This is a genomic window from Methylorubrum thiocyanatum (genome assembly GCA_014138645.1).
In the GTDB taxonomy this organism is placed as follows: Bacteria; Pseudomonadota; Alphaproteobacteria; order Rhizobiales; family Beijerinckiaceae; genus Methylobacterium; species Methylobacterium thiocyanatum.
In genome coordinates, this window is record JACJIB010000009.1 from 224,716 (window position 1) to 245,561 (window position 20,846).

At 72.3% G+C, this 20,846-nt stretch carries 19 protein-coding genes; 7 read left to right on the forward strand and 12 right to left on the reverse strand.

The genetic code is table 11. The features are described 5' to 3' along the window. Positions 1–6: 6 nt before the first annotated feature. From HNR51_RS23180 to HNR51_RS23230, 11 genes are all read right to left on the reverse strand, one after another. On the reverse strand, positions 7–858 hold the full coding sequence (locus HNR51_RS23180; protein ID WP_182556498.1) for an OmpA family protein: 852 nt from the start codon (positions 856–858) through the stop codon (positions 7–9). 125 nt (positions 859–983) lie between these two features. Continuing rightward, entirely contained in the window at positions 984–1,409 is a 426-nt protein-coding gene (locus HNR51_RS23185) for a type II toxin-antitoxin system VapC family toxin (protein WP_182556499.1), read from the reverse strand. After that, on the reverse strand, positions 1,406–1,663 hold the full coding sequence (locus tag HNR51_RS23190) for a FitA-like ribbon-helix-helix domain-containing protein (RefSeq protein ID WP_012452661.1): 258 nt from the start codon (positions 1,661–1,663) through the stop codon (positions 1,406–1,408). The genes HNR51_RS23185 and HNR51_RS23190 overlap by 4 nt, the downstream gene beginning before the upstream one ends. Positions 1,664–1,735: 72 nt before the next feature. Continuing rightward, positions 1,736–2,752 (reverse strand): trypsin-like serine peptidase, encoded by a 1,017-nt coding sequence (locus HNR51_RS23195; RefSeq protein ID WP_182556500.1) that lies wholly within the window; start codon positions 2,750–2,752, stop codon positions 1,736–1,738. Between the two features lie 81 nt (positions 2,753–2,833). After that, on the reverse strand, positions 2,834–4,009 hold the full coding sequence (locus HNR51_RS23200; protein ID WP_182556501.1) for a hypothetical protein: 1,176 nt from the start codon (positions 4,007–4,009) through the stop codon (positions 2,834–2,836). 46 nt (positions 4,010–4,055) lie between these two features. Beyond that, positions 4,056–4,601 (reverse strand): hypothetical protein, encoded by a 546-nt coding sequence (locus HNR51_RS23205; RefSeq protein WP_182556502.1) that lies wholly within the window; start codon positions 4,599–4,601, stop codon positions 4,056–4,058. Continuing rightward, positions 4,598–5,989 carry a hypothetical protein gene (locus HNR51_RS23210; protein WP_182556503.1) on the reverse strand — a complete coding sequence of 464 codons (1,392 nt, stop codon included), beginning with the start codon at positions 5,987–5,989 and terminating at the stop codon, positions 4,598–4,600. Before HNR51_RS23210 ends, HNR51_RS23205 begins: the two co-directional genes overlap by 4 nt. Positions 5,990–6,249: 260 nt before the next feature. Beyond that, positions 6,250–7,584, reverse strand: coding sequence for a hypothetical protein (locus HNR51_RS23215; RefSeq protein ID WP_182556504.1), 1,335 nt, complete (start codon positions 7,582–7,584; stop codon positions 6,250–6,252). Beyond that, positions 7,581–9,671: a caspase family protein gene (locus HNR51_RS23220; RefSeq protein WP_182556505.1), complete on the reverse strand. Its 2,091-nt coding sequence runs from the start codon at positions 9,669–9,671 to the stop codon at positions 7,581–7,583. Before HNR51_RS23220 ends, HNR51_RS23215 begins: the two co-directional genes overlap by 4 nt. A 246-nt stretch (positions 9,672–9,917) precedes the next feature. Then, positions 9,918–10,178, reverse strand: coding sequence for a hypothetical protein (locus HNR51_RS23225; protein ID WP_012452654.1), 261 nt, complete (start codon positions 10,176–10,178; stop codon positions 9,918–9,920). Positions 10,179–10,288: 110 nt separating this feature from the next. After that, positions 10,289–11,245, reverse strand: coding sequence for a GlxA family transcriptional regulator (locus HNR51_RS23230; RefSeq protein WP_012452653.1), 957 nt, complete (start codon positions 11,243–11,245; stop codon positions 10,289–10,291). Between the two features lie 135 nt (positions 11,246–11,380). Between HNR51_RS23230 and HNR51_RS23235 the strand changes: the two genes are divergently transcribed. Beyond that, the gene (locus HNR51_RS23235; protein WP_182556506.1) at positions 11,381–12,172 is read left to right on the forward strand and encodes an SDR family NAD(P)-dependent oxidoreductase; all 792 of its coding nucleotides are present in this window, start codon (positions 11,381–11,383) and stop codon (positions 12,170–12,172) included. A 118-nt stretch (positions 12,173–12,290) separates the two neighbouring features. Here HNR51_RS23235 and HNR51_RS23240 read toward each other — a convergent pair whose 3' ends face one another. Beyond that, on the reverse strand, positions 12,291–13,169 hold the full coding sequence (locus HNR51_RS23240; RefSeq protein WP_182556507.1) for a LysR substrate-binding domain-containing protein: 879 nt from the start codon (positions 13,167–13,169) through the stop codon (positions 12,291–12,293). 230 nt (positions 13,170–13,399) lie between these two features. Between HNR51_RS23240 and HNR51_RS23245 the strand changes: the two genes are divergently transcribed. The 6 genes from HNR51_RS23245 (at position 13,400) to HNR51_RS23270 (ending at position 20,398) form a co-directional block, all read left to right on the forward strand. Continuing rightward, positions 13,400–14,425: a DMT family transporter gene (locus HNR51_RS23245; protein ID WP_182556508.1), complete on the forward strand. Its 1,026-nt coding sequence runs from the start codon at positions 13,400–13,402 to the stop codon at positions 14,423–14,425. Between the two features lie 30 nt (positions 14,426–14,455). Next, complete coding sequence (locus HNR51_RS23250; RefSeq protein WP_182556509.1) at positions 14,456–15,472, forward strand: zinc-binding alcohol dehydrogenase family protein; 1,017 nt, start codon at positions 14,456–14,458, stop codon at positions 15,470–15,472. A 175-nt stretch (positions 15,473–15,647) separates the two neighbouring features. Further along, positions 15,648–16,094: a (2Fe-2S)-binding protein gene (locus HNR51_RS23255; protein WP_182556510.1), complete on the forward strand. Its 447-nt coding sequence runs from the start codon at positions 15,648–15,650 to the stop codon at positions 16,092–16,094. Positions 16,095–16,104: 10 nt separating this feature from the next. Then, on the forward strand, positions 16,105–18,363 hold the full coding sequence (locus tag HNR51_RS23260; protein ID WP_182556511.1) for a xanthine dehydrogenase family protein molybdopterin-binding subunit: 2,259 nt from the start codon (positions 16,105–16,107) through the stop codon (positions 18,361–18,363). A 44-nt stretch (positions 18,364–18,407) separates the two neighbouring features. Next, a complete protein-coding gene (locus tag HNR51_RS23265) occupies positions 18,408–19,415 on the forward strand; it encodes an SLAC1 anion channel family protein (protein WP_182556512.1) in 1,008 nt (335 codons plus the stop codon). A 119-nt stretch (positions 19,416–19,534) separates the two neighbouring features. Continuing rightward, positions 19,535–20,398 (forward strand): hypothetical protein, encoded by an 864-nt coding sequence (locus tag HNR51_RS23270; RefSeq protein ID WP_182556513.1) that lies wholly within the window; start codon positions 19,535–19,537, stop codon positions 20,396–20,398. Positions 20,399–20,846 lie beyond the last annotated feature (448 nt).

Consider the following 20,846-nt stretch of genomic DNA (forward strand, 5'->3'; position numbering starts at 1 on the left):
AGAGCGTCACTCGGTGCAGGACTGTGTCGAAGGCGTCGGCGTCGCGCCGAAATCGTCGAGATCGAGCGGGCGGTGGCGGCGGGGATCGTCGAGCGCGCAGCCCTCCGCGGCGGCGGGCATGATGAAGCGCAGCGCCCCGCGCGGTGCGGGCGCGATCAGGCTCACCTCGACCCGCCGGTTGATCCGCGCGAAGGGTTGGGCCGGATCCTTCGGCCGTCCCGGCCCCCAGCCGTGGATGCGCAGGCGATGCGGGTCGATGCGGTAGGTCTCGGCGAGATGGGCCCTCACCGCGCGGGCGCGGGCGAGCGACAGGCGGCGGTTGTAGCCGAGTCCGCCCGCGGCATCGGTGTGCCCGGCGATGAGAAAGCCGTGGCCGGCCAGTTCGCGCGATTGCAGCGCCTGCCCCAGCGGTTCGAGCTGGATGCGCGCCTCCGGCGTCAGGCGGGCGCTGTCGTAGGCGAAGAACACGGTGAGATCGACCGAGCGGGCGGGATCGACCCGCAGGCTCGGGCCGCCGTCGCCGGGCGAGACCGCGACCGGCGCGGCGGGGCGGCCGGGATTGCCGTCGGCGAAGGGAGCGAGCGAGCGGATGATCGCGTTGGCCGAGGGATTCACCGCGCCGGCCTCGACCCGCTCGGCGGCCTCGTCGCGGGGCGGCGGCGCCTCTGTTCCGGCCTCCCCTCCGGCGGCGGGCGGGCGGGTGCCCGGCACCTCGGTCAGCGGGTTGGCGCGGGCGGGCGCGAGGGCGAGGACCGCGCCCATCGCCAGCATCGGCGCCAGACGCGAAAGCCGCCCCGTCGCCGCGCCGGTGACCGTTCGTGCGCCGCGCGCGGGCGTGCTCCGTTCGATGGCCCCCATGGCATCCGTCTCCGCCTCACGGGCCTTGCTGCGGCCCCGTCCCACTCATCCCTGGTCCCGGCAGAGCGGATTTCGCCGCCTGCTCTCGAAAAAAATCGCGGCGCCTTCGCCGATCCAGCTCGTGTCTAGATGCCGGCCTGCCACGGATTGACGACGCCGACCCCGGCGGCCTCGAACGGGCCGGTGTCACGGGTCGCCACGGAAAAGCCCCGGACGGCTGCGGCGGCCGCGATCAAGCCGTCTGCCATGCCGATGGCCCTGCCCGCGGCGCGCGCCCGCGCCATGAGGTCGGCGTAGAGGCGTGAGGCATCGAGATCGAAGGGCAGCACGCGGCCGGTGAAGGCCGGCAGCACCGTGTTCTCCAGCCGATCCCGAAAGATGTCCCGTCGCCTGCCCGGCGGCATCGTCGCCGTGCCGAAGCGGAGTTCCGCAACGGTGATCGCTGTGAGGTAAAGCGTTTCGATCGCCTGCGCATCGACCCAGGCCACAGCGCGCGCGTCGGGGGCGACCCGCCACAGCTCTGAGATGACGTTCGTGTCGAGGACGATCATTCGAATCGGAGCGGTTCGGCGGGCGACGTGTCGCGAAGCCGGTCGAAGGCGTCCGCTTCCGTCTCGGTCAGGCCGCCGGCCTCGCGGGCGATGGAGGCGAGCAGGGAGCCGAGCTGCAATCGGCCCGCCGGCTTGGTCGCCTGTTCCAGGATGGCGCGGATCTCGGCCTCGGTGCTGCGCCCATGCTGCGTCGCCCGGACGCGCAGGGCACGGTGCACCTCTTCGGGAACGTTGCGGATGGTGATCGACGCCACAGGCGGGACTCCGCTCAGCCGATGGATGTGCCATCATCGTAGGGACGTGCAATCAAAGCACAACCGCCCGGCTCAACGCCCGCGCAGGATCGCGTTCATGCTCGCGGGATCGAGGGGGCCGTCCGCGGGCGGGCCGGCTGCCGGCCTCGCAGCGGGCGCCGCGCCGGTCCTCGGCCCTGCGCCCGCCGGGGGCGGCGTGTCGGCCGCCGCGGCGACCGGGCGGCCCTGGCTGGCGGCGATCTCGGAGAGGATGCGGCTGCGCCCGAGGATCGCCGAGAGGCGGGTCGCCTTGTTGAAGCTCGACGGGTCCTTCGGGTCGAGGCCGCCTTCCTTGTGCAGGGCGATGCCGGCCACGGAGGCATCGAACATCAGCGAGCCGGAGGAGCCGCCCAGCGTGTCGCAGCGGTGGCGCAGGTCCGGCCCCTCGGCCTGATCCTTCATCGCGAAGCAGCGGAACCGGCTCATCACCTTGGGCCGCCCGAGGGGATGGTGGATCACCAGCATCGACCGATTGCCCGCCACCGCCTCGCCCGAGAGGCGGACGGTGCCGTAGGTCGTGCCCGGAGCCCCGGCGACGCGGGCGAGCGCGTAGTCGAGGCGGGCATCGTACTCGACCGGCTTCGGGTCGATCTCGAAGCGGCGCGAGCCTTTCCCGTCGAGCGTCAGGTAATCCATCAGGATCGACGCCTTGACCGGGGTCATGTCGCCCGCTTGCGGCAGGCAATGGTGGTTGGTCAGCACGTAGTCGCCGGGCAGCAGCGCTCCGGTGCAGGAGGCGCCGACCTGCTGGCCGGTGCGGGTGTTCCTCAGAACGATGTCGACGCGGCCGATCGGCCGGGCGAGCGCCGCGAGCCCGTCCTTCGGGTCGAGTTCGCTGATCGGCTCGAACGCGCCCTTGTTCTGATCGACATAGGCCGCCGCGTCGCCGGTCGTCTGGCGCGAGGGAAGCTGCGCCCGGCCGTAATCGGCCGGGTCGAAGCCGACGCTCTGGGCCCGCGCGGGATCGGCGGCGCAAAGGGCATGGAACGCGGCGAGCAGCAGGCAGGCGCCGGCCGGGGCGGGCCGTCGTCTCCGGCGAATCGGGGTCATCCTCTCCCTCCTCTCCGTCAGGGTCGTATGCCCGGCCCGTGTGGCTGGGTCAAAAATCACAGGGCGCGGATTCCAAGCCCATCAGCGCATCAGAGCGTGAACGAGCCGTCCGCCGGGCGCCTGCGCCCCGGCTTCCGGCGAAGCTTTCGCTTCCGGCAAGGCTTGGACCGCGTAGACGAGGTTCTGCCGGCCGCCCTCGCGCAGGAAGTAGCCCTGCGCCCCGTCCGCGAGCCGCACCGGCGGCAGGGCGGCCGCGCGCAGCTCCGGCCCGATCGCGAGGCGCAGGCCCGGTGCTGTCGCGAAGGCGAGGCCGCACAGTTCGGGGACGAGGCGGCTCGGCGCAAGGCGGTCGCCGTCGTCCCGCGCGACGGGACGGCGCTCGGGCGGATCGGCGCCGAAGGCCACGCGGCGGCAGGACGAACCGGGCGGCGCCCGCAATTCCTCGACGCGGAGCGCGAGCGACGCCTCGGCCGCGGGCGGGGAGGGGGACGCCGTGGGGGCAGGTTCGGCCGAGGCGGTGCCGGTGGCCGGTGGCACGTCCGGATCGACCAAGGCGGTCTGTCGGGCACCGAGTGTCACGAGGGCGACAAGCCCGGCCGCCGCGACGGCGCCCGCTGGCAGGGCGAGGCGCCACAAACGCCGCATTGGCTCGCGAGGGGGATCTCGCCGGATCGCCTCGGTCGGCCGCGTCAGCGCCTCCAGAGCCTCCGGGATGTTCCCGGACGGCAGGACGCGCGGGGCCGCGGCTCGCTCGAAGGCGCGGAAGGCGGCCTCGGCCGACGCCCGTTCCGGCCCCTCCGGCAGCAGCACCGCGAGCGGCACGTCCGGCGCCTCGGCGAGGAGGGCGCGGCTGCGTTCGATCTTGTCGAGCAGCGCGTAATCGCCGGGCAGCACCGCGAGATCGAGATCGACCGCGCCGGTCGCCCATAGGATGAGGTCGGCCTGCGCCGGCTCCGCGGCGAGGCGATGGCCCCGCGCGGCGAGGCCGTGGGCGAGGCAGACCGGCGCCTCCCAGGAGCGGCCGGCATCGAAGGAGCCCGAAAGGCGCAGCTCGTGCGGCGTCCGTGGGCCGTCGAGCCGGGCGAGGGGGCCGCCCGGGGCGCAGAGCCGGGCATAGTCGGCCGACCAGGGAAGGGGACGGTAATCGCCGTCGGCGAAGGCGGCCGGAGCCGGCAGGCCGGGGCGTGGGTTCAGGGCGCGCAGGCGCAGCGGCCCTCGCGTGGTCGGGATCACGACGAGGACCGACAGCCCTGTCATGCCGAGCCCGGGTGCGAGACGATCCGGTGCGGCGCGGGTCCGCGTCTCACAGCAGGAACACCGCGCAGGCCGGATCGCGCAGCATCCGGCCGAGCTGGTCGGCCTCCGGCACGGACGGGTCGAGGGCGAGCAGGATCGCCCCGTCGGCCGGCGGCCCGAGATCGAGCCGCACCGCCTCGTCGCCGAGCCAAGCCTCGATCCGCCGCGGCATCGACGCGTCCGGCCCGCGCAGGATCAGGAGCGGCGGCGCGCCTTCCAGGATTTCCAGATCGAACGGGCCGACCCGGCGCCGAGTGATCGCGCCGTCCGAGGCCGCTGCGGCCAGCGGCGCGTGGGCGAGGGCCTGGGCGCCGAGCAGGGTGCGATAGCGCCGCGCGGTCTCGGGATCCGTGCGGATCGCGCGGACCACCGCGAGATCGACCGGGCGGCCCGGCTCCCGGTCGGCATGGGCCCAGAGGGCGGCGTGACTTGGTCGGTTGCTTGGCCGGGTGCTTGGCCGGGCGGTATGCCCGGAGGCGGCGCCGAGGGCCTGCGCCCGCATCAGGGCGCGGGCCGCGTGGATCTCGGCGAGAAGGCGGGGCTCGTCGCTCATGCCGCCGCCTCCGCCGCGTAGGCCGCCGCGAAGGCTTCGGCGAAGAGCGCGCGGTCTGCCGTGAAGGTGGCGTCGAGCGGGCGCTGCCGGGCGAGAGCCGCCAGCGCCCGTTCCAGCCTTTCGGCCTCGTCCGCGAGGCGCAGGAGCGCGGTCTGCGCGGATTCGAAGCCCGCGGCGAGGGCGGCATGGTCGTCGAAGCCGGCCCGGCGCACCCGGCGCAGATCCGTCTCCGCCGCCTCCAGCGCGGCCCGCGCCTCGGGGTCGAGTCCGTCGCGCTCGGTGATGCGCAGCGCGGCGGCGATGCGCAGCATCCGGGCGAGATGGGCCGCGAGCGCACCGGCATGCGCCTGAAGCGCGACGTAGCTCTCGGCCTCGGCGCAGGTCGCCCGCTCGGCGATGTCGGCGCCGCCCCCACCCCGGCGCAGACGGTTGGCGATGCCCGATTGGACCCGCCCGAAGCTCGCGGCGCGCAGCGTCGTCAGCGGGCGGGTGCGGTGGAACGGTTCGAGGCGCAGGAAATCGGCCAGATCCTCGCGCTCGGCGCCGGTCAGAATCTTGGGTCCGTCCGGCCAGTCGGCGAGCAAGCCGGCCAGGGCCTCGGCCGGCTCGCAGGCGGCGAGGTCGCCGAGTGCCGCGTCGAGCCGGTCCTCCCAGCCCGCATGCGCGTCCAGGGAGGCGGGCGCGGCCAGTTCCGTCAGGCCGTTGAGGAGCGCGGCGGCGGCCTCGAAGGTCACGAAATGCTCCGCCACCGTGCGGAAGCCCGGCCGTTCGCCCGCGCGCATCTCGGTGCGCCAGAAGGCGAGGATGTCGTCGTCGGTGAAGCTGCGGCGCCCGTCGAGGAAGCCGAGGATCGCCCGGAAACGCCGCTCCAGCGGCGCCAGCGGCAGGTGGGCGGCGCGGTAGGCGGTCAGATGCCGGGCGAGGCGCTTGGCGAGGAAGGCGGCGCCCTCCGCGTCCGGCGCGGCGGCGAGATCGTCGAGCCAGCCGGTGACGGCGGCGAACTGCGCCAGATCCTCCGCCGTCAGGACGAACTCGGCCAGGGCGAGACAGCGCGCGAGGCCGGCCCAGCTCGTGCGCCATTCCTCGCCGAGCACGGCGCCGCGGGGGTCGGTGGCCGCGCTCCCGGCGAAGCGCGCCTCCACCGCCGCAGCCGTCGCGAGACCGGGATCGAGCGCAAGGGTGACGAGGTCGCGCCCCTGTCGGGCCTGTGTCGCCTGGGCCAGGGCAGCGAGGGCGTGGGCGAGGTCCCAGAGCGGCTTGTCGCGGTTCGGACGCACCGCACCCGTCACCACGCGGGCGAGCCAGGCGCCATCGGCGCGGGAGAGATCGCGGCCCTCGCACACATTGGCGAGATCGGCCGCGCAACGCTCGTCGTATCCGCCGGTCATGCGCCTCCCGGTGCCGGGGCGCCGCGCAACCCCTTGCGATTCCTCGATACGCCGTATGGTTATCCCGTGCCCGGCCATCCGTCACCCTCCCGCGCCGCGCCCGAGCGCGGTGCGCCCGCTTCATGGGCCGGGCAAAGCCCGATCGGGACCGAGCGTGTCGCCGGCCGCGGGCCGGCGCCGGGCGGCGCCGAGGATGGTTCGAGCCAGGGCTCCATACCCTCTCCTTGCCGGTTGTCGTTCGTCCCCCGTCCGGTGGAGCGTCAGCGCACCACGATCCGCGCGGTCGCCTCGGTCACGCCGGGCGTCGCCCGGATCTTTTCCAGGAGATCGAGCATGTCGGACGGCTGCAGCAGCCGCGCCTCCCCATCCTTGCCCGGCGCCGCCGCGAGCCAGCGCTCGGCGAGGTCTGGCGGCAGGCCGCCCTCGACCCCGAAACAGGCGAACAGGTTCTCGAAGGGTTCGCCCGCGACGATCTCGTCGAGGCCGTATCCGCGCGGGTAGCGCCGCGCCTCGCCGGGTTTCAGGGCTTCGAGCGAGGCGGCGTTCTCGCGCACGGGGAGAGCGACGAAGGCCGTCTCGTCGGGGGCGACCACCCAGCAATAGAGGTTCTGCCGTGCCCGCGACTCGATGCGCGTTTCCAGCCGCTGCCCGGCCGCGAACGGGGTGGCGGTGGCCGCCACCGTCAGTCGCCCCGCATCGGTGCGGGCGGTGGCCGCGAGATGGTCGAGGAAGGGCCGCGGGGTCGGATCGCAGCCGAGCCCCTCGACGCCGATGCGCCGCCGTCCCGTCGGGGCGAGCACGGCACCGTCGCGCTGGAATTCGAGCTCCATCCAGGATTGCCGGTTCTGATCGGTGAGGAAACGGCCCCGCGCCGTGACCGGGCCGGTGCAGGCGGTACCCGGCGGGCTGCGGCGCACGTCGAGGCGCGCGCCCTTCAGGATGCGGTTGGCCGAGCGCGCCTCGGCGTCGAGGGCGACGAGGAGACGGTCGGTGAGCGCGCCGGCGCAGGTCGAGTGCCCGCCCTCGGCCACGAACGGGCAGACCTCGACGGCCTTCGCGTTCGGTGCGGCCGCGGCGAAGGCTTTCACGGCGCCCTCCATCACCGCGTCGAGGTCGGCGACGGCCGCCCCGACGCGGATCGGCACGGTCAGGGGTTCGCTCGTCGCCTTGCAGGCGGCGGTGCGGGTGATCGCCTGGAGCCGCAGGGCCGCGGTCTCGCCGGCCCGGCGCGGCTCGACCAGGAACACGCTGGCATCGCCCGAAAAGGCCGCGCGGATCTGCGCCTCGGCCTCCGCCCCCGACAGGCCGGTGGTCCCCTCGCGCAGGGCCTTGATCCGCACCACGTCGGCGGACGCCGCGAGCCGCACGCGGCCGGTCGCCTGGAGCCGGCTCTCGACGGCGAGGCGCACCTCCTCCGCCTGCTCGCGCGAGAGCGCCGTCTGGCCCGGCTCGACGCCGATCACGGCGAGCGTCAGGTCGGGCCGTCCGGCGCAGGCCGCCACCGCGTCGAGGAAGGGAGCGAGGGTCGCGGTGGTCGGATCGGCGCGGGCGGCCGCGGGAAGAAGGAGGAGAGCCGCGAGGATGAGGCGTCTCATTCCGCCTCGTTCGCCCGGGCGTACTGGTCGAGGGCGCGGACGAAGACCGGGTTGAAGCGGCCGTCGAGGGCGCCGGAATAGTAATCCGCCTCCTTGACCGCGCGCTGGACGGTGCGGATCGTCTCCGGCTTCAGCTTCTGCGCGGCCGTGTCGGTGGCCGAGACGGAAGCCGCGCCGAGTTCGCCCCGCTTGAGCGCCCGCAGCACCATGTCGGCGGAGCGCATTCCGGGGAAGTAGCGGCCGAAGCCGTTGTCGATCAGCGTCGCCATCGTCGCCATCGCCACCGGATCGCCCTTGTCCGCCGCCCGGCGGAACAGGTCGAAGCCCTGGCGCAGGTCCTTCGGAAAGCCGTGGGCGCCGGTGGCGTAATGCGGCACCAGCTTCGAGATCGAGGGCACGTCGCCGCCCTCGACCGCGCGCTTGTAGAGCGCCACCGCCCCCGCCTCGTCCCGCGGGATGCCGTTGCCGTATTCGAGCATCCGGGCGGCGTTGGCGAGCGCGACGACGTTGCCGGCCTCGCCGGCCTGCCGGTAGAGCCGGAACGCCTCGGCCTGCCCGCGCTTCACCCCCTGGCCGTTCTCGTAGAGCGTGGCGAGGTTGTTCATCGCCGCGACGCTGCCGGCCTTGGCCGCCCGGTCGTAGGCCGAGAACGCCTCCTTGGAGCGATCGGCCCGGTCGTAGGCGCGGCCGAGCTGGTAGGCGAGGCGGCGCAGCTGCGGGTAGGCCGCCGATGCCGCGCGGCAGGCCTCGATGGCCGCGGACGCCTCGATCCGCCCGAGCTTCACCCCCGGCACGCCCTTCGGCCGATCGGGATCGTCGGTGCCGGCGGCGAGTTCGTCGCAGCGCTTCACCCGTGGGTCGGTGCTCGGATTGGTGCCGCCGAGATAGCCCTCCGCGAGACCGCGATAGGCGCAGACGTCGCCGCAGGAATCGAGATAGGCTTGATACTGCCGCGCTGCGCCGAACTTCGCCCAGTTCTCCTGGTCGATCGCTGCCGCGTCGCGCGTGCGGCCGGCGAGCAGGCGGTCCATCGCCTGGGAGCGGTAGGCGCAGGTCTCGCCGCAGGTGCCGACATAGGCCTCGAACGCCTCGCGGGTGCCTAGCGTCTCGGCGCGGCGCCACGCCGCCTCATCGCGGATCGCGGCGACGCCGCCGGCCACCGCCGCGACGGGGAGCGAGGCCTTCAGCACGATCGGTGCGTCGTCGATCTCCGGCACCTGCTCGCGGCCCGAGGCGCGCCGCGCCGCCTCCTCGACCTCGCGGCGCAGGTAGCTCTTCAGCTCCGGCCAGCGGATCAGCCCGTCGCCGGTCCCCTCCGCGCCCTGGGCACCGGCGAGCCCCGAGACGCCCATCAGGAAGCGGCTGGTCAGAAGCCCGAGCCGGTTCGGCTCGTCCCAGTTCGCGGGTGAAGCGCCGGAGGTGGCGACGAGGCGCACGATCCCGCTCTCCGCCTTCGGCCGGGCCGGCGCGAAGCCGGGGGCGGAGACGGCGAGAAGGCTCTCGCCCTTGCGGCCGGTCTCGCCGGTGAAGCAGGCATCGACCATCACCACGAGCTGGCGTTCCGGCCCGATCTTGCGCTTCACGAGGTCGAGGTTGCGGTAGAGGGTCTCCAGGGCATAGCCGCTCTCGCCCTGGTTCGGGTTGCCGTCCTCCGGCAGCAGGAAGGGCTGCTTGCTCGCCAGATCCGGCACGCCGTGGCCGGAATAGTAGACGAAGACGTTGGAGCGGCCCTCGCGCACGCTGCGCCAGAGCCGGCCCGATTGCGGGTTGCGCTCGGTGCCGAAGACTTGGTTGAACTCGTTGAGGGTCGCGTCCTTCAGGAGGAAGACGTTGCTCTCGCGGTAGCCCAGGCGCTCGACGAGGTAGGCGCGGATCGCCTCGGCGTCGTTATGGGCGAAATCGACCGGCACCGTCTGCTTGTAGCTGCGGTTGCCGATCACCACCGCGACCGAGTCGGCGTTGTCGGCGAACGGGGCTGCCTCCGGTGCGGCCCGTGCCGGCGCGGCGAGGACGAGGCAGGCTGCCAGGAGGAACGCGGCCTCGCGAACAGCGCGGCGCGCGGCGGAAACCAGGCCCTGACTCGGCATGTGGATCGTCCTCTTCTCGGCTCGCGGGCCGAGTCTCAGTTCCTTGGGAAGCGGGCGCCCGCCTCGGGCGCCACCCAGGGTTAGCCGCTCGATGACTGGGAAACAATGCCGCGCGACGGCGGCGCCGTACGGGCGGGGCGGCCGGCTTCGACCATCGGCGCTCAGCCTCCGGTGAACAGCACGAGGATGAGGCCGAAGGCGGCGAGGTGGAGCGGACAGAGGGCGGTCAGCATCGCGTCGCCCTCCCTACGGCAGGTAGAGGCCGCGGCCGCAGCGGCGCACCCGGCGGGCCTCGACGTAGCCGGTGTAGCGGTTGAACACCTCGACGGTGCGGTAGAGGCAGTACCGGCCGGAATTGCGCCCGTTGTAATAGACGCCGCCATTGTCGAGATCGACGCCGAGGAATTCCTGGTTGCCCGTCCGCGGCGCGTCCTCTTGGGCGAAGGCGGAGGGCGCGGCGCCGAGGAGGCCGGCGCCGACGAGGGCGAGGATCATCATCTTGTTCATGTCGCATCTCCCGGATGGGGCGGTGTGCATCCGCCTTCGCCAGGGGCATGGGAGCGACAGACCGGTTTTCGCGCGGGCGACCCAAAAAAAGTGGGGTGCCGCGGATCGGCTCAAGCCACGGAGGATTCGGATCCCTCGATCAGGCGCAGGCTGCGGCGCAGGCTCTGCGGCGGGTGGCCGAAGGCCCGCAGGAAGGCGCGGCGCATCCGGTCGCGGTCGGCGAAACCCGTGTCGCGGGCGACCACGTCCAGGGAATGGCGCCCCTCTTCGAGCATCGCCTTCGCTGCTTCCAGGCGCAGCCGCTCGACCGCCTTGGCCGGGGATTGCCCGGTCTCCTCGCGGAACAGGCGGCTGAACTGGCGCGGGCTGACGCGGGCGGCCTCCGCCAGTTCCTCCACGGTCAGCGGGTTGCGCAGGTGCTCCTTGGCGTAGACGAGGGCGCGGCGGACCCGGTCCGAGCGCGGCTCCAGTTCGAGCAGGGCCGAGAACTGCGACTGGCCGCCGGGGCGGCGATGATAGACCACGAGCTTGCGGGCGATGGCGCGCGACAGTTCGGCGCCGTGGTCGTCCTCGATCAGCGCCAGCGTCAGGTCGATCGCCGCGCTCATCCCGGCCGAGGTCCAGATCGGACCGTCGGAAACGTAGATGCGGTCGTCATCGACGCGGATCCCGGGGAAGCGCTCCTGCAGGTCGCGGGCATGGGCCCAGTGCGTCGTCGCCACCCGCCCGTCGAGGAGCCCGGCCTCCGCCAGGGCGAAGGCGCCGGTGCAGAGGCCGGCCACGCGCCGCGAGACCCGGCCCGCCCCGGCGATGTAGTCGCGCAGGCGCGGCGTGAGCGGGCGCGGCAGCAACTCGCCGACCACCATCAGCGTGTCGGGGGCCTCCGCCAGGGGCACGGTCTCGATGCCGATGCCGAGAGAGGAGCGGACGGTGCCGCCCCGCTCCGACATCACGATCAGCCGGTAGGCCTCGCGTTCGAGGTGGACGTTGGCGAATTCGAAGGCCGACAGGGCGGCGAGGCCCATGACCTGAAAGCCATCCTCGAGAATGAACCCGACCTGCCGCATCGGTCCTGCCTCGCTCATGTCCTGATTTAACGCTTATACGTCATTTAGGACATCGCGGTCCAGAGCTAGGGTCCCGACATCGTCACCGGCCGGGCAAGCCCCCCCGCCGGTCGGACCTCGGAAGGACCATCGATCATGACCCAAGGAACCGTTCTCATCACCGGCGCCTCCTCCGGCATCGGCGCCGTCTACGCCGACCGCTTCGCCGCCCGCGGTCACGATCTGATCCTCGTCGCCCGCAACCGGGCGCGGCTCGATGCCGTGGCCGAGGCACTGACCCGTCGCCACGGCGTCGCGGTGCGGACCGTCGAGGCCGACCTGACGGACCGCGCGGGGCTCGCCGCGGTCGAGGAGATGCTGAAGAGCGATGCGAGCCTCACGCATCTCGTCAACAATGCCGGCTTCGGCAGCGCCGCGCCGCTCGCTGCGGCGTCCGTGGACGAGATGGAGCGGATGATCGCCATCAACGTCACCGCGCCGATGCGCCTGACCTACGCGGCGGTGCCGGCCTTCACCGCACGGGGCCGGGGCACGATCATCAACATCGCCTCGATCGTCGCCATCGGGCCGGAGGTGCTGAACGGCGTCTATGGCGGCTCGAAGTCGTTCGTGCTCGGCTTCAGCCACAGCCTGCGCAAGGAACTCGCCGGCACCGGGGTGACGGTGCAGGTGGTGCTGCCGGGCGCGACCGGAACCGAGTTCTGGGACGTGGCAGGGCTCCCCGCCAGCAACCTGCCCAAGGATTGGGTGATGTCGGCCGAGGATCTGGTCGACGCGGCGCTCGCCGGCCTCGACCGGGGCGAGTTCGCCACCATTCCCTCGCTGCAAGAGGCCGCCGAATGGGACGCCTGGGAGGCGGCGCGCCAAATCATGCTCCCGCACCTGTCGAGCGCCGTCCCCGCCCCGCGCTACCGCACGGCGCAGTGACCGGTTTCGAAAGGACAAGTCCTTGTCATAGGTCCAGGGCGGAGCCCTGGTCGGAGGAGTGCCGGGGCTCTGCCCCGGCGCCCCGCCAAAGGGCTTGCCCTTTGGGAACCCAAGATCACTACGCCGCGACGTCCAGTCCGTCGCGGCCGGCGAGGCTCTCGCCCAGGAAGGCAATGAGCGGGTGGACGAGATCGGCGGCGCGCTCCTCGCCGAGCACCATGACCTCGGTCATCGGCAGGGCCGGCCAGATCTCGGGGGCACGCAGGATCTGCATGCCCTCCTGCAGGAAGGAGCGACCGAGCAGCGTCACGCCGAGGCCGCCGGCCACCGCCGCTTGCACGCCCGAGAGGCTGCTGGCGGTGCAGGCCGCGTTCCATTCCCGGCGCACGGAGTCGAGCGCCGCGATCATCATCTCGCGGTAGCTGCAGGGCGGGGCGAGCATCACCAGCCGGGCGGGCTTGGTGAAATCGAGTTCGTAATCGGCGGAGGCGAGCCACACGAGCGGCTCGCGCCAGATCACCCGGCCGCGGGGATGGCTGCCGCTGCGCTTGGCGATCACGGCATCGAGACGGTCGGCGTCGTAGGCTTCGAGCAGGGTGCAGCTCAGCCCGGTCATCAGGTCGATGTGCACCCCCGGATAGAGCCGGCTGAAGCGCGCGAGCAGCTTCGGCAACTGGCCGGGGATGAAGTCCTCCGACACGCCGAGCCGCAGGGTGCCGCTGGCGGGCGGCTCGCGCCATTCCCGCATCAGCTTGTCGTTGAACTCCAGCATCTGGCGGGCGGCGACGAGCAGGCGCTCGCCGTCCGGGGTCAGGCCGAGGGTGCGGCTGGTGCGGTCGAAGACGCGCCGCCCTAGGATCTCCTCCAGCCGCAGCACCTTCTGGCTCACCGCCGATTGCGAGCGGTGCACGACATCCGCGGCCGCCGTGAAGCTGCCGGTCTCGGCCACCGCCACGAAGGCGCGGAGCAGATCGAGTTCGAGATCGGGATGGCGCATGACTTCTTCGCGTCGTCGATAAGGGCGGCGACACGACACGCCGCACCGTCTGCTTCTCCGGCATCTTCGCGACCCGGATCCCTGCCGGCAAGCAGAAAATCTGATCGCACCGATCAGAACTATGCGTTTCCCAACTTCATCGGCGCGGCGCATCCTGCCTCTCGCCGGTCACGACGACCGGCCGGACGGGCCTTCGAGCCCGTCTTCGTCCCGCATCGAAGAGGCCCGCCATGTCCGCCTCGGCCGCCGTCCCGACCCCCTCCGCCTGCCATGCCCTGGCGGCTTCGCCCGCCCTTCGGCGCGGCGATGCCGTAGGCTCGGCGCCGGCGCTTCTGCTCGGCGGTGCGATCCTGCTCTGGGGCGCGAACTGGCCGGTGATGAAGCTCGGGCTCGGCCATGTCTCGCCGCTCTGGTTCTCGGCGCTCCGCTTCGCCACCGGTGCCGCCTGCCTGTTCGCGTGGCAGGCCGCCCGCGGCAGGGTGCGGCGGCCGCGTGCCGCGGACCTGCCCGTCATCGCTTCCATCGGCCTGCTGCAGATGATGCTGTTCACCGCGCTCGGCGCGGTGGCGATGACGCATCTGCCGGCCGGGCGCTCGGCGATCCTGAGCTACACCACGCCGATCTGGGTCGTGCCGGTGGCGGTCCTGGTCTTCGGGGAGCGGATCGCGCGCCGACAATGGGCCGGGATCGGGCTGGCGGCTCTCGGCGTCGCGATCCTGTTCAACCCGCACGCCATCGACTGGCGCGACGGGACCGTGCTCGGCGCCCACGCGATGCTGCTGGCGGCGTCGGCCGCCTGGGCCGCCTGCATCCTGCATCTGCGCTACGGGCGCTCCGAGGCGTCCGCGGCGCAACTCGCCCCCTGGCAGATGCTGCTGGCCGCCGCCGTGCTGCTGCCGCTCGCCCTCGCGGTCGAGGGGCCGTTCACCGGCGACGGGACGGCGACGTTCTGGGCCTGCCTGATCTTCGTCGGGCCCATCGCCACCGCCTTCGGCTTCTGCGCCGTCAACGCCGCGAGCCGGCTTGTGCCGGCGAGCCTGATGTCGACGCTGATGCTCGCGGTGCCGGTCACCGGTCTGGCGATCGCGACGGCAACCCTGCACGAGACGCCCGGACCCGACCTCATCATCGGTGCCCTGGCGATCGTCCTCGGCATCGCCGCGAGCGCGGTGCCCGCCCGCAACAGCCCGCAAGGCGGTCGCCGACGCTCGGGACAAGATGTTGCCGACACAAGACTTGGCAAACGCCGCGACTGACACGGTCTTCAACTGACAAGGAGCGATCCCATGCGTGCCGTCGGATTCCACAAGCCCCTGCCGATTGAGGACGATCAGTCCCTCCTCGACTTGACGCTGCCCGATCCGCTGCCGGGTCCGCGCGACCTGCTGGTCCGGGTGCGGGCGGTCTCGGTCAACCCGGTCGATACCAAGGTCCGCATTCGGGCAAATCCCCCGGACGGACAGCCGCAGGTGCTCGGCTACGACGCCGCCGGCCTCGTCGAGGCGGTCGGCCCGGAGGTGACGCGGTTCAAGGTCGGCGACGCGGTGTTCTATGCCGGCGCGCTCGGCCGGCCCGGCACCAATGCGGAGCTTCACCTCGTCGATGAGCGGATCGTCGGCGTAAAGCCCGCCACCCTGTCCTTCGCCGAGGCGGCGGCGATGCCGCTCACGGCGATCACCGCCTGGGAAGCCCTGTTCGACCGGCTCGACATCCGCAAGTCCGTGCCGGGGGCAGCACCCGCGCTGCTGATCGTCGGCGGGGCCGGCGGCGTCGGCTCCATCGCCACCCAACTCGCCCGGCAACTGACCGACCTCACCGTGATCGCCACCGCCTCGCGGCCCGAGACAGTGGAGTGGAGCCGGACGCTCGGCGCCCACCACGTCATCGACCACACCAAGCCGCTCGCGGCGGAGGTCGCCGCGCTCGGCCTCGGCGCGCCGGGCTTCGTCTTCTCGACCACCCACACCGACCGGCACCTGCCGGAGATCGGCAAGCTGATCGCGCCGCAGGGCCGGTTCGCGCTGATCGACGATCCGGCGGCCCTCGACGTGCTGCCGTTCAAGCAGAAGAGCGTCTCCACGCATTGGGAGTTCATGTTCACGCGCTCGATGTTCGCCACCGCCGACATGGGCGCGCAGGGCGATCTGCTCGACGCGGTGTCGCGTCTCGTCGAGGCCGGCACCCTGACGACGACGGTGACCGAGCGGTTCGGGGCGATCTCGGCGGCCAACCTGCGCCGTGCCCACGCGCTGATCGAGAGCGGGCGCGCCAAGGGCAAGATCGTGCTGGAGGGCTGGGCCTGACGGCGGCGCGACCTCGGCTGACATCCGCCGGGGCCGCGCGTCATCGGTCGTCGGGCCGTCACATCGAAGAGCCAATTCGGCAGATGTCCGAAATCGCCGCCTTTATGGCGTTGCGGTCGTCGGGGCATTCGAACAGCATGACCGTTGCGGGGCGAAGGCTCAGGGGAGTCGAGCGATGATCAGTCTTACGGTCAATGGCCGGCAACATGCGGTCGATGCTGGTCCGGATACGCCGCTTCTCTTCGTCCTGCGGGACACGATCGGCCTGACCGGCACCAAATACGGTTGCGGAATCGGCCAGTGCGGCGCCTGCACCGTGCTCCTCGATGGGCAGGCGACCCGTTCCTGTCAGGTGCCGCTGGAGAGCGTCGGCACGCAAGGCATCACCACGATCGAGGCGATCGAGACGGATCCCGTCGGCGCCAAGGTGGTGGCGGCCTGGGTCGGCATCGAGGTGCCGCAATGCGGCTACTGCCAGTCGGGCCAGGTCATGGCCGCGACGGGGCTGCTCAAGGAGACGCCGAAGCCGTCGGAGGACGACATCGCCGCCGCGATGACAAATCTGTGCCGCTGCGGCACCTACAACGCCATCGCCGCCGCCGTGCGGCAGGCCGCGGCCTGAGGAGGCGGCGATGAACGATCTCACCCCCCTCCACCGCCTCGGCCTCGGCGCCCGGCCCACCCGCGAGCCGGTGAAGAACTTCTCGCGCCGAGGCTTCCTCGGCATCGCCTCGGGTGCCCTCCTGCTCGGCATCGACCTGCCGGGCGGGGCGGCTGCCCAGACTCGCGCCGAGGGGCCGGCGGCCGTGGCACCGAAGCCCGGCACCCGCGTGGCCGCCTTTCTCGAGATCCGTCCGGACAGCTCCGTGCGCCTGCTCAGCCCCTTCGTGGAGGGCGGCCAGGGCATCAATACCGGGCTCGCGCAGACGATCGGCGAGGAACTCGACCTCGACCCCGCCCGCTTCGCGGTCGAATGCGCCCCGCCCGGCCCCGATTATGCCGTCGTCAACGGCCTGCGCATGACCGGCGGCAGCTTCTCGACCCGGTCCAGCTTCGAGGCGATGCGCCGCCTCGGCGCCACCGCGCGGGAAATGCTTCTGCGCGCCGCCGCCGCCCGGCTCGCCGTCGCTCAGGACAGCCTGACGACCGAGGACGGCCGCGTGGTTCACGCCGCTACGGGCCGCACCCTCGGCTACGGCGAACTGGCACAGGCCGCCCTCGCGCTCCAGCCGCGGGACGACGTACCGCTGAGGGACGCGAAGAGCTTCCGCTGGATCGGCCGGCCGGTGGCCCGGCTCGACATGCGCGACAAGGCGACGGGGCGGGCGACCTACGCCATCGACATCCGCGTCGAGGGCATGCTGCACGCCGCCGTCACGCATGCCCCCCATCTCGGCACCGAGCCGCAGGTAATCGCCAACGAAGCGGCGGTGCGGGCGATGCCAGGCATCCACTCGGTCCACCGCCTGCCCGGCGCGGTGGCCGTGGTGGCCGATTCCTGGTGGCGGGCGCGCAAGGGCGCCGAGGCGTTGCAGGTCACCTGGACTGCGCCCGCGCCGGAGGGGATCGCCACGGTCTCGCAAAGCTTCTCGTCTTCGGCGATGCTCGCGGAGCTGAAGGGCTCGACCGAGCCCGGCATTCCCGCCGAGCAGGAGGGCGACCCTGCCGCCGCCTTCGCGGGCGCCGCCAAGGTGATCGAGGCGGAATACGACGCGCCCTATCTCGCCCATGCCCAGCTCGAACCGCCCTCGGCGGTTGCCCGGTTCACGGCGGACGGGAGCCTCGATCTCTGGCTGCCGAACCAGATGCCGGAGCTGTTCCAGCAGATCGCCGCGAAGACCGCGGGGCTGGAGCCGGAGCAGGTGCGCATCCACTCGCCGATGCTCGGCGGCTTCTTCGGACGCCACTTCGCCTACGGCCCAGCCAATCCCTTCCCGCAGGCGATCCTGCTCGCCCAGGCGACCGGCCGGCCCGTGCGGGTGCTGTGGTCGCGCGAGGAAGAGTTCGGCATGGACGCGGTGCGTCCCCTGAGTTTCGCCCGCTTCAAGGCGGCGCTCGGGGCCGACGGAATGCCCGTGGCGCTCCACACCGTTGCGGTCGGCGAGGGCCCGATCGGCCGCTGGTTCGGCGCGCTGTTCAAGTCGCCGGTCGATTCCTCGGTGGTCGAGGGGCTCGACAAGAAACCCTACGCCATCCCGAACCGGCGCCTCGACTACGTGAAGGTGCCTCACCCCGTCACGATCGCCTTCTGGCGCTCGGTCGGCCACTCGATGAACGACTACTTCTACGAGAGCTTCCTCGATGAGGTCGCCGCGGCGGGGGATAAGGATCCGTTCGCTCTACGCATGGCGCTGCTGAAGGACAGCCCACGCCACCGGACGCTGCTGAAAGCGGTCGCGGATCTCGCCGGCGGCTGGCGGCGCGGGCCGTTCGCGGCGGAGGACGGCACGAGCCGGGCACGCGGCGTCTCGATGGCCTCGCCCTTCGGCTCCGAGACCGCGACCATCGCCGAGGTCTCGTTGAAGGACGGCGAGGCGCGGGTGCACGATCTCTGGATCGCCATCGATCCGGGCAGCGTGGTCAACCCGGCCATCGTCAAGCGGCAGGTCGAGAGCGCGGCGGCGCTCGGGCTCTCCTCCACGCTCCTCGAACAGGTGGTCTACGAGAACGGGCAGCGGCAGGCGAAGAACTTCGACGCCTACCCGATCCTCGACCGCGAGCGCATGCCGCGGGTCCACGTGACCATCGTCGAGAGCGGTGCGCCGATGGGCGGCATCGGCGAGCCCGGCCTGCCCGGCGTGCCGCCCGCGGTGGTCAACGCCGTCGCGGCCCTCACGGGCCGGCGGGTGCGCAGCCTGCCGCTCGCCAAGACGCCGCTTTCCGGTGTCTGACGGCCGGGATCTGATGGCCAGTGTCTGAGGGAGGAGGCGGGATCATGACGACCGTCGCCGCGAACGAGGTGCCGCCGGTTCGCGCGGGCCTCGCGCCGCGCTTCGAGTACCTGCCGGTCGCCCTGTTCGGTTCCGTGATGGGGCTGACGGGCCTGAGCGTTGCGTGGCGTCTCGCGAGCGCCCGCTACGGCCTGCCCGCCCTTGCCGCCGACGCGATCGGCTGGGCTGCGCTCCTCGCCTTTCTCGCCCTCGCGCTGGCCTACGGCGCGAAGGCGGTGACGGCGTGGCCGGTGGTGCTGGCCGAGTTCCGCCATCCGATCGCCGGCAACCTGTTCGGCACGATCCTGATCAGCCTGATGCTGGTGCCCTTCGTGCTCGCCGGCCTCAGCCCCACCCTCGCTGCGGCGGCCTGGGTCGTCGGCGCGGGTGGGATGGTGGTGTTCGCTCTCCTCATCGTCAGCCGCTGGATGGGAAGCCGCCAGCAACTCGCCCACGCGACGCCCGCCTGGATCGTGCCGGTGGTCGGCCTGCTCGATATCCCGCTCGCCGGCCCCTTGCTCGGCCTGCCGCAGACCCAGACGCTGATGATGTTCGGGCTCAGCGTCGGCCTGTTCTTCGCCGTCCCGCTCTTCACCCTGGTCTTCGCCCGCCTCGTCTTCGAGGAACCGCTGCCCGCCGCCCAGCGGCCGACCCTGATGATCCTCGTGGCGCCCTTCGCCGTCGGCTTCTCCAGCTACACCGCGACCTTCGGACGGATCGACGCCTTCGCGGAGGCGCTGTTCCTGATCGGCCTGTTCGTCTTCGCGGTGCTGGCCGGTCGTCTGCGCGACCTGCCGCGCTGCTGCCCGTTTCGCGTCTCGTGGTGGGCGGTGAGCTTTCCCGTCGCCGCCATGGCGGTGGCGTCCCTGCGCTACGCCGAGCATGTCCGTGCGCTCCCGGCCGATATCCTGGCCCTGACATTGCTCGCCGCCGCCACGGCGACGATCGCGGCCCTTGCCGCGCGGACTCTCCTCGGCATCGCGCGGGGCGAACTCCGCCGGCTTGCGGGCTGACCGGGAAGCGGGGAGGGCGCCCACGTCCCTGGCCGGAGGGCGAACAAACCGCCCGGCCTCGGGTTTGCCGGAAGAGACGCGCGCCGCGCCTCGAACCCCGCGAACCTTTGAGGACCTTCATGACCGGCGATAGGCTACGGACCGACCGGCGTCAGCACGGCTCCGGCCGGAGGGCGGATCTCGGATCGACGCTCGCGAGAGGACTCGTCGCGGGGGCCGCCGGGGTCGCCGCGATGACGCTCGCCGAGAAGGTCGAGCAGAGCCTCACCGGCCGGCCGAATTCCTATGTCCCCGCGCACACCCTGCGCCGCATCCTCGGCCTGCCGCCGCGGCCCGATCGCGAGCGGGTCGGGATGAACTGGGCGATGCATTGGGGTCAGGGCATCGCCCTCGGGCCACTCAGGATGCTGATGGCAGAGCGCGGCATGCGCGGCTCGGTCGCCTCGTTCCTGTTCCTGAACCTTCGCCTGCTCAACGATCAGGTGCTGGAAAACGCCACCGGCGCCGGCGCGCCGCCCTGGACCTGGCCGCGCGACGAGCAGCGGATCGATCTCCTGCACAAGGCGATCTACGCCTTCGTCACCGGCTACGTCGCCGATGGGATGGCGCAGAACCCGGACCGGACGCGGCATCGCGGGCGGGGCGATGACCGCGAGGCCGCGGGCGAGGGCATCCTCCGTCGTACGGCTCTCTCGAAGGGCAGAACCGCCGCGGATCAGGGCGCGCGATCCTCTCCGCGTAAAACCCGAGCCGAGGCGAACAGGGCTTACGGCGTCCGCGTTGACGTCCCAGGCCGCGCAGGAGTCCCGGTTCTCGTCATCGCCCGAGACGAACTGGATGCCGAACTCCTGGCGGCCGAGGCGGCCGGTCCGGACGCTCACGCCGAGGTGTTCCGCGAACTGGATCGCGACGAGATCAGGGAGCACGGGCTCGACCTGCGCGACCGGGACAGTGTCAGATCGCTGGCGACGCTGAGGCTGTAGAAGGGGGGACGGGTACGGTCGGACGAAATGCCGGGAGGGGGGAGAGCCCATCGCAGATGCGATGGCTCACCGATGCGTCTGAAAGGCCCGTGGCGGGCTTCCTCGCAGTTTTTGCGTTTTTTCGATTGACGGGCGGTGCCGGGCTCCCTATACCCACTTTCACCGACGGGGCGCCGCGGTCCACCACTTGGTGGGGCGGGGTTCTGGCGGTCTTCGGGATTGTTGGTGGAGCGGAGCTGATCCGGGTGACTGGATCGGGCGATCGCTGTCCTTCTCGTCTCGAGGTGTCGGTCGTCTCCGGCGCTGTGGCGCTTTCGCGGGGCGGTTGACAGGACGGTTCGCCGGCTCTAGATGCCGCGGACCGCTGGCGGCGGACTTCGATCCGGCCGCGGACTTCATCGCTGAGGGTGGGCTGTGTGGGCCGGGCAACCGGGCTGTCGGCGCGTCT

Bases quoted from the DNA above. Each gene is read 5' to 3' on its own strand.
- HNR51_RS23265 (WP_182556512.1), top strand. From the start codon at position 18,408: ATGACGACCGTCGCCGCGAACGAGGTGCCGCCGGTTCGCGCGGGCCTC.
- HNR51_RS23210 (WP_182556503.1), bottom strand. From the start codon at position 5,989: ATGACCGGCGGATACGACGAGCGTTGCGCGGCCGATCTCGCCAATGTG.
- HNR51_RS23260 (WP_182556511.1), top strand. From the start codon at position 16,105: ATGAACGATCTCACCCCCCTCCACCGCCTCGGCCTCGGCGCCCGGCCC.
- HNR51_RS23235 (WP_182556506.1), top strand. From the start codon at position 11,381: ATGACCCAAGGAACCGTTCTCATCACCGGCGCCTCCTCCGGCATCGGC.
- HNR51_RS23250 (WP_182556509.1), top strand. From the start codon at position 14,456: ATGCGTGCCGTCGGATTCCACAAGCCCCTGCCGATTGAGGACGATCAG.
- HNR51_RS23220 (WP_182556505.1), bottom strand. From the start codon at position 9,671: ATGCCGAGTCAGGGCCTGGTTTCCGCCGCGCGCCGCGCTGTTCGCGAG.
- HNR51_RS23200 (WP_182556501.1), bottom strand. From the start codon at position 4,009: ATGACAGGGCTGTCGGTCCTCGTCGTGATCCCGACCACGCGAGGGCCG.
- HNR51_RS23180 (WP_182556498.1), bottom strand. From the start codon at position 858: ATGGGGGCCATCGAACGGAGCACGCCCGCGCGCGGCGCACGAACGGTC.
- HNR51_RS23205 (WP_182556502.1), bottom strand. From the start codon at position 4,601: ATGAGCGACGAGCCCCGCCTTCTCGCCGAGATCCACGCGGCCCGCGCC.
- HNR51_RS23245 (WP_182556508.1), top strand. From the start codon at position 13,400: ATGTCCGCCTCGGCCGCCGTCCCGACCCCCTCCGCCTGCCATGCCCTG.
- HNR51_RS23255 (WP_182556510.1), top strand. From the start codon at position 15,648: ATGATCAGTCTTACGGTCAATGGCCGGCAACATGCGGTCGATGCTGGT.
- HNR51_RS23240 (WP_182556507.1), bottom strand. From the start codon at position 13,169: ATGCGCCATCCCGATCTCGAACTCGATCTGCTCCGCGCCTTCGTGGCG.
- HNR51_RS23270 (WP_182556513.1), top strand. From the start codon at position 19,535: ATGACCGGCGATAGGCTACGGACCGACCGGCGTCAGCACGGCTCCGGC.
- HNR51_RS23225 (WP_012452654.1), bottom strand. From the start codon at position 10,178: ATGAACAAGATGATGATCCTCGCCCTCGTCGGCGCCGGCCTCCTCGGC.
- HNR51_RS23230 (WP_012452653.1), bottom strand. From the start codon at position 11,245: ATGCGGCAGGTCGGGTTCATTCTCGAGGATGGCTTTCAGGTCATGGGC.
- HNR51_RS23215 (WP_182556504.1), bottom strand. From the start codon at position 7,584: ATGAGACGCCTCATCCTCGCGGCTCTCCTCCTTCTTCCCGCGGCCGCC.
- HNR51_RS23185 (WP_182556499.1), bottom strand. From the start codon at position 1,409: ATGATCGTCCTCGACACGAACGTCATCTCAGAGCTGTGGCGGGTCGCC.
- HNR51_RS23195 (WP_182556500.1), bottom strand. From the start codon at position 2,752: ATGACCCCGATTCGCCGGAGACGACGGCCCGCCCCGGCCGGCGCCTGC.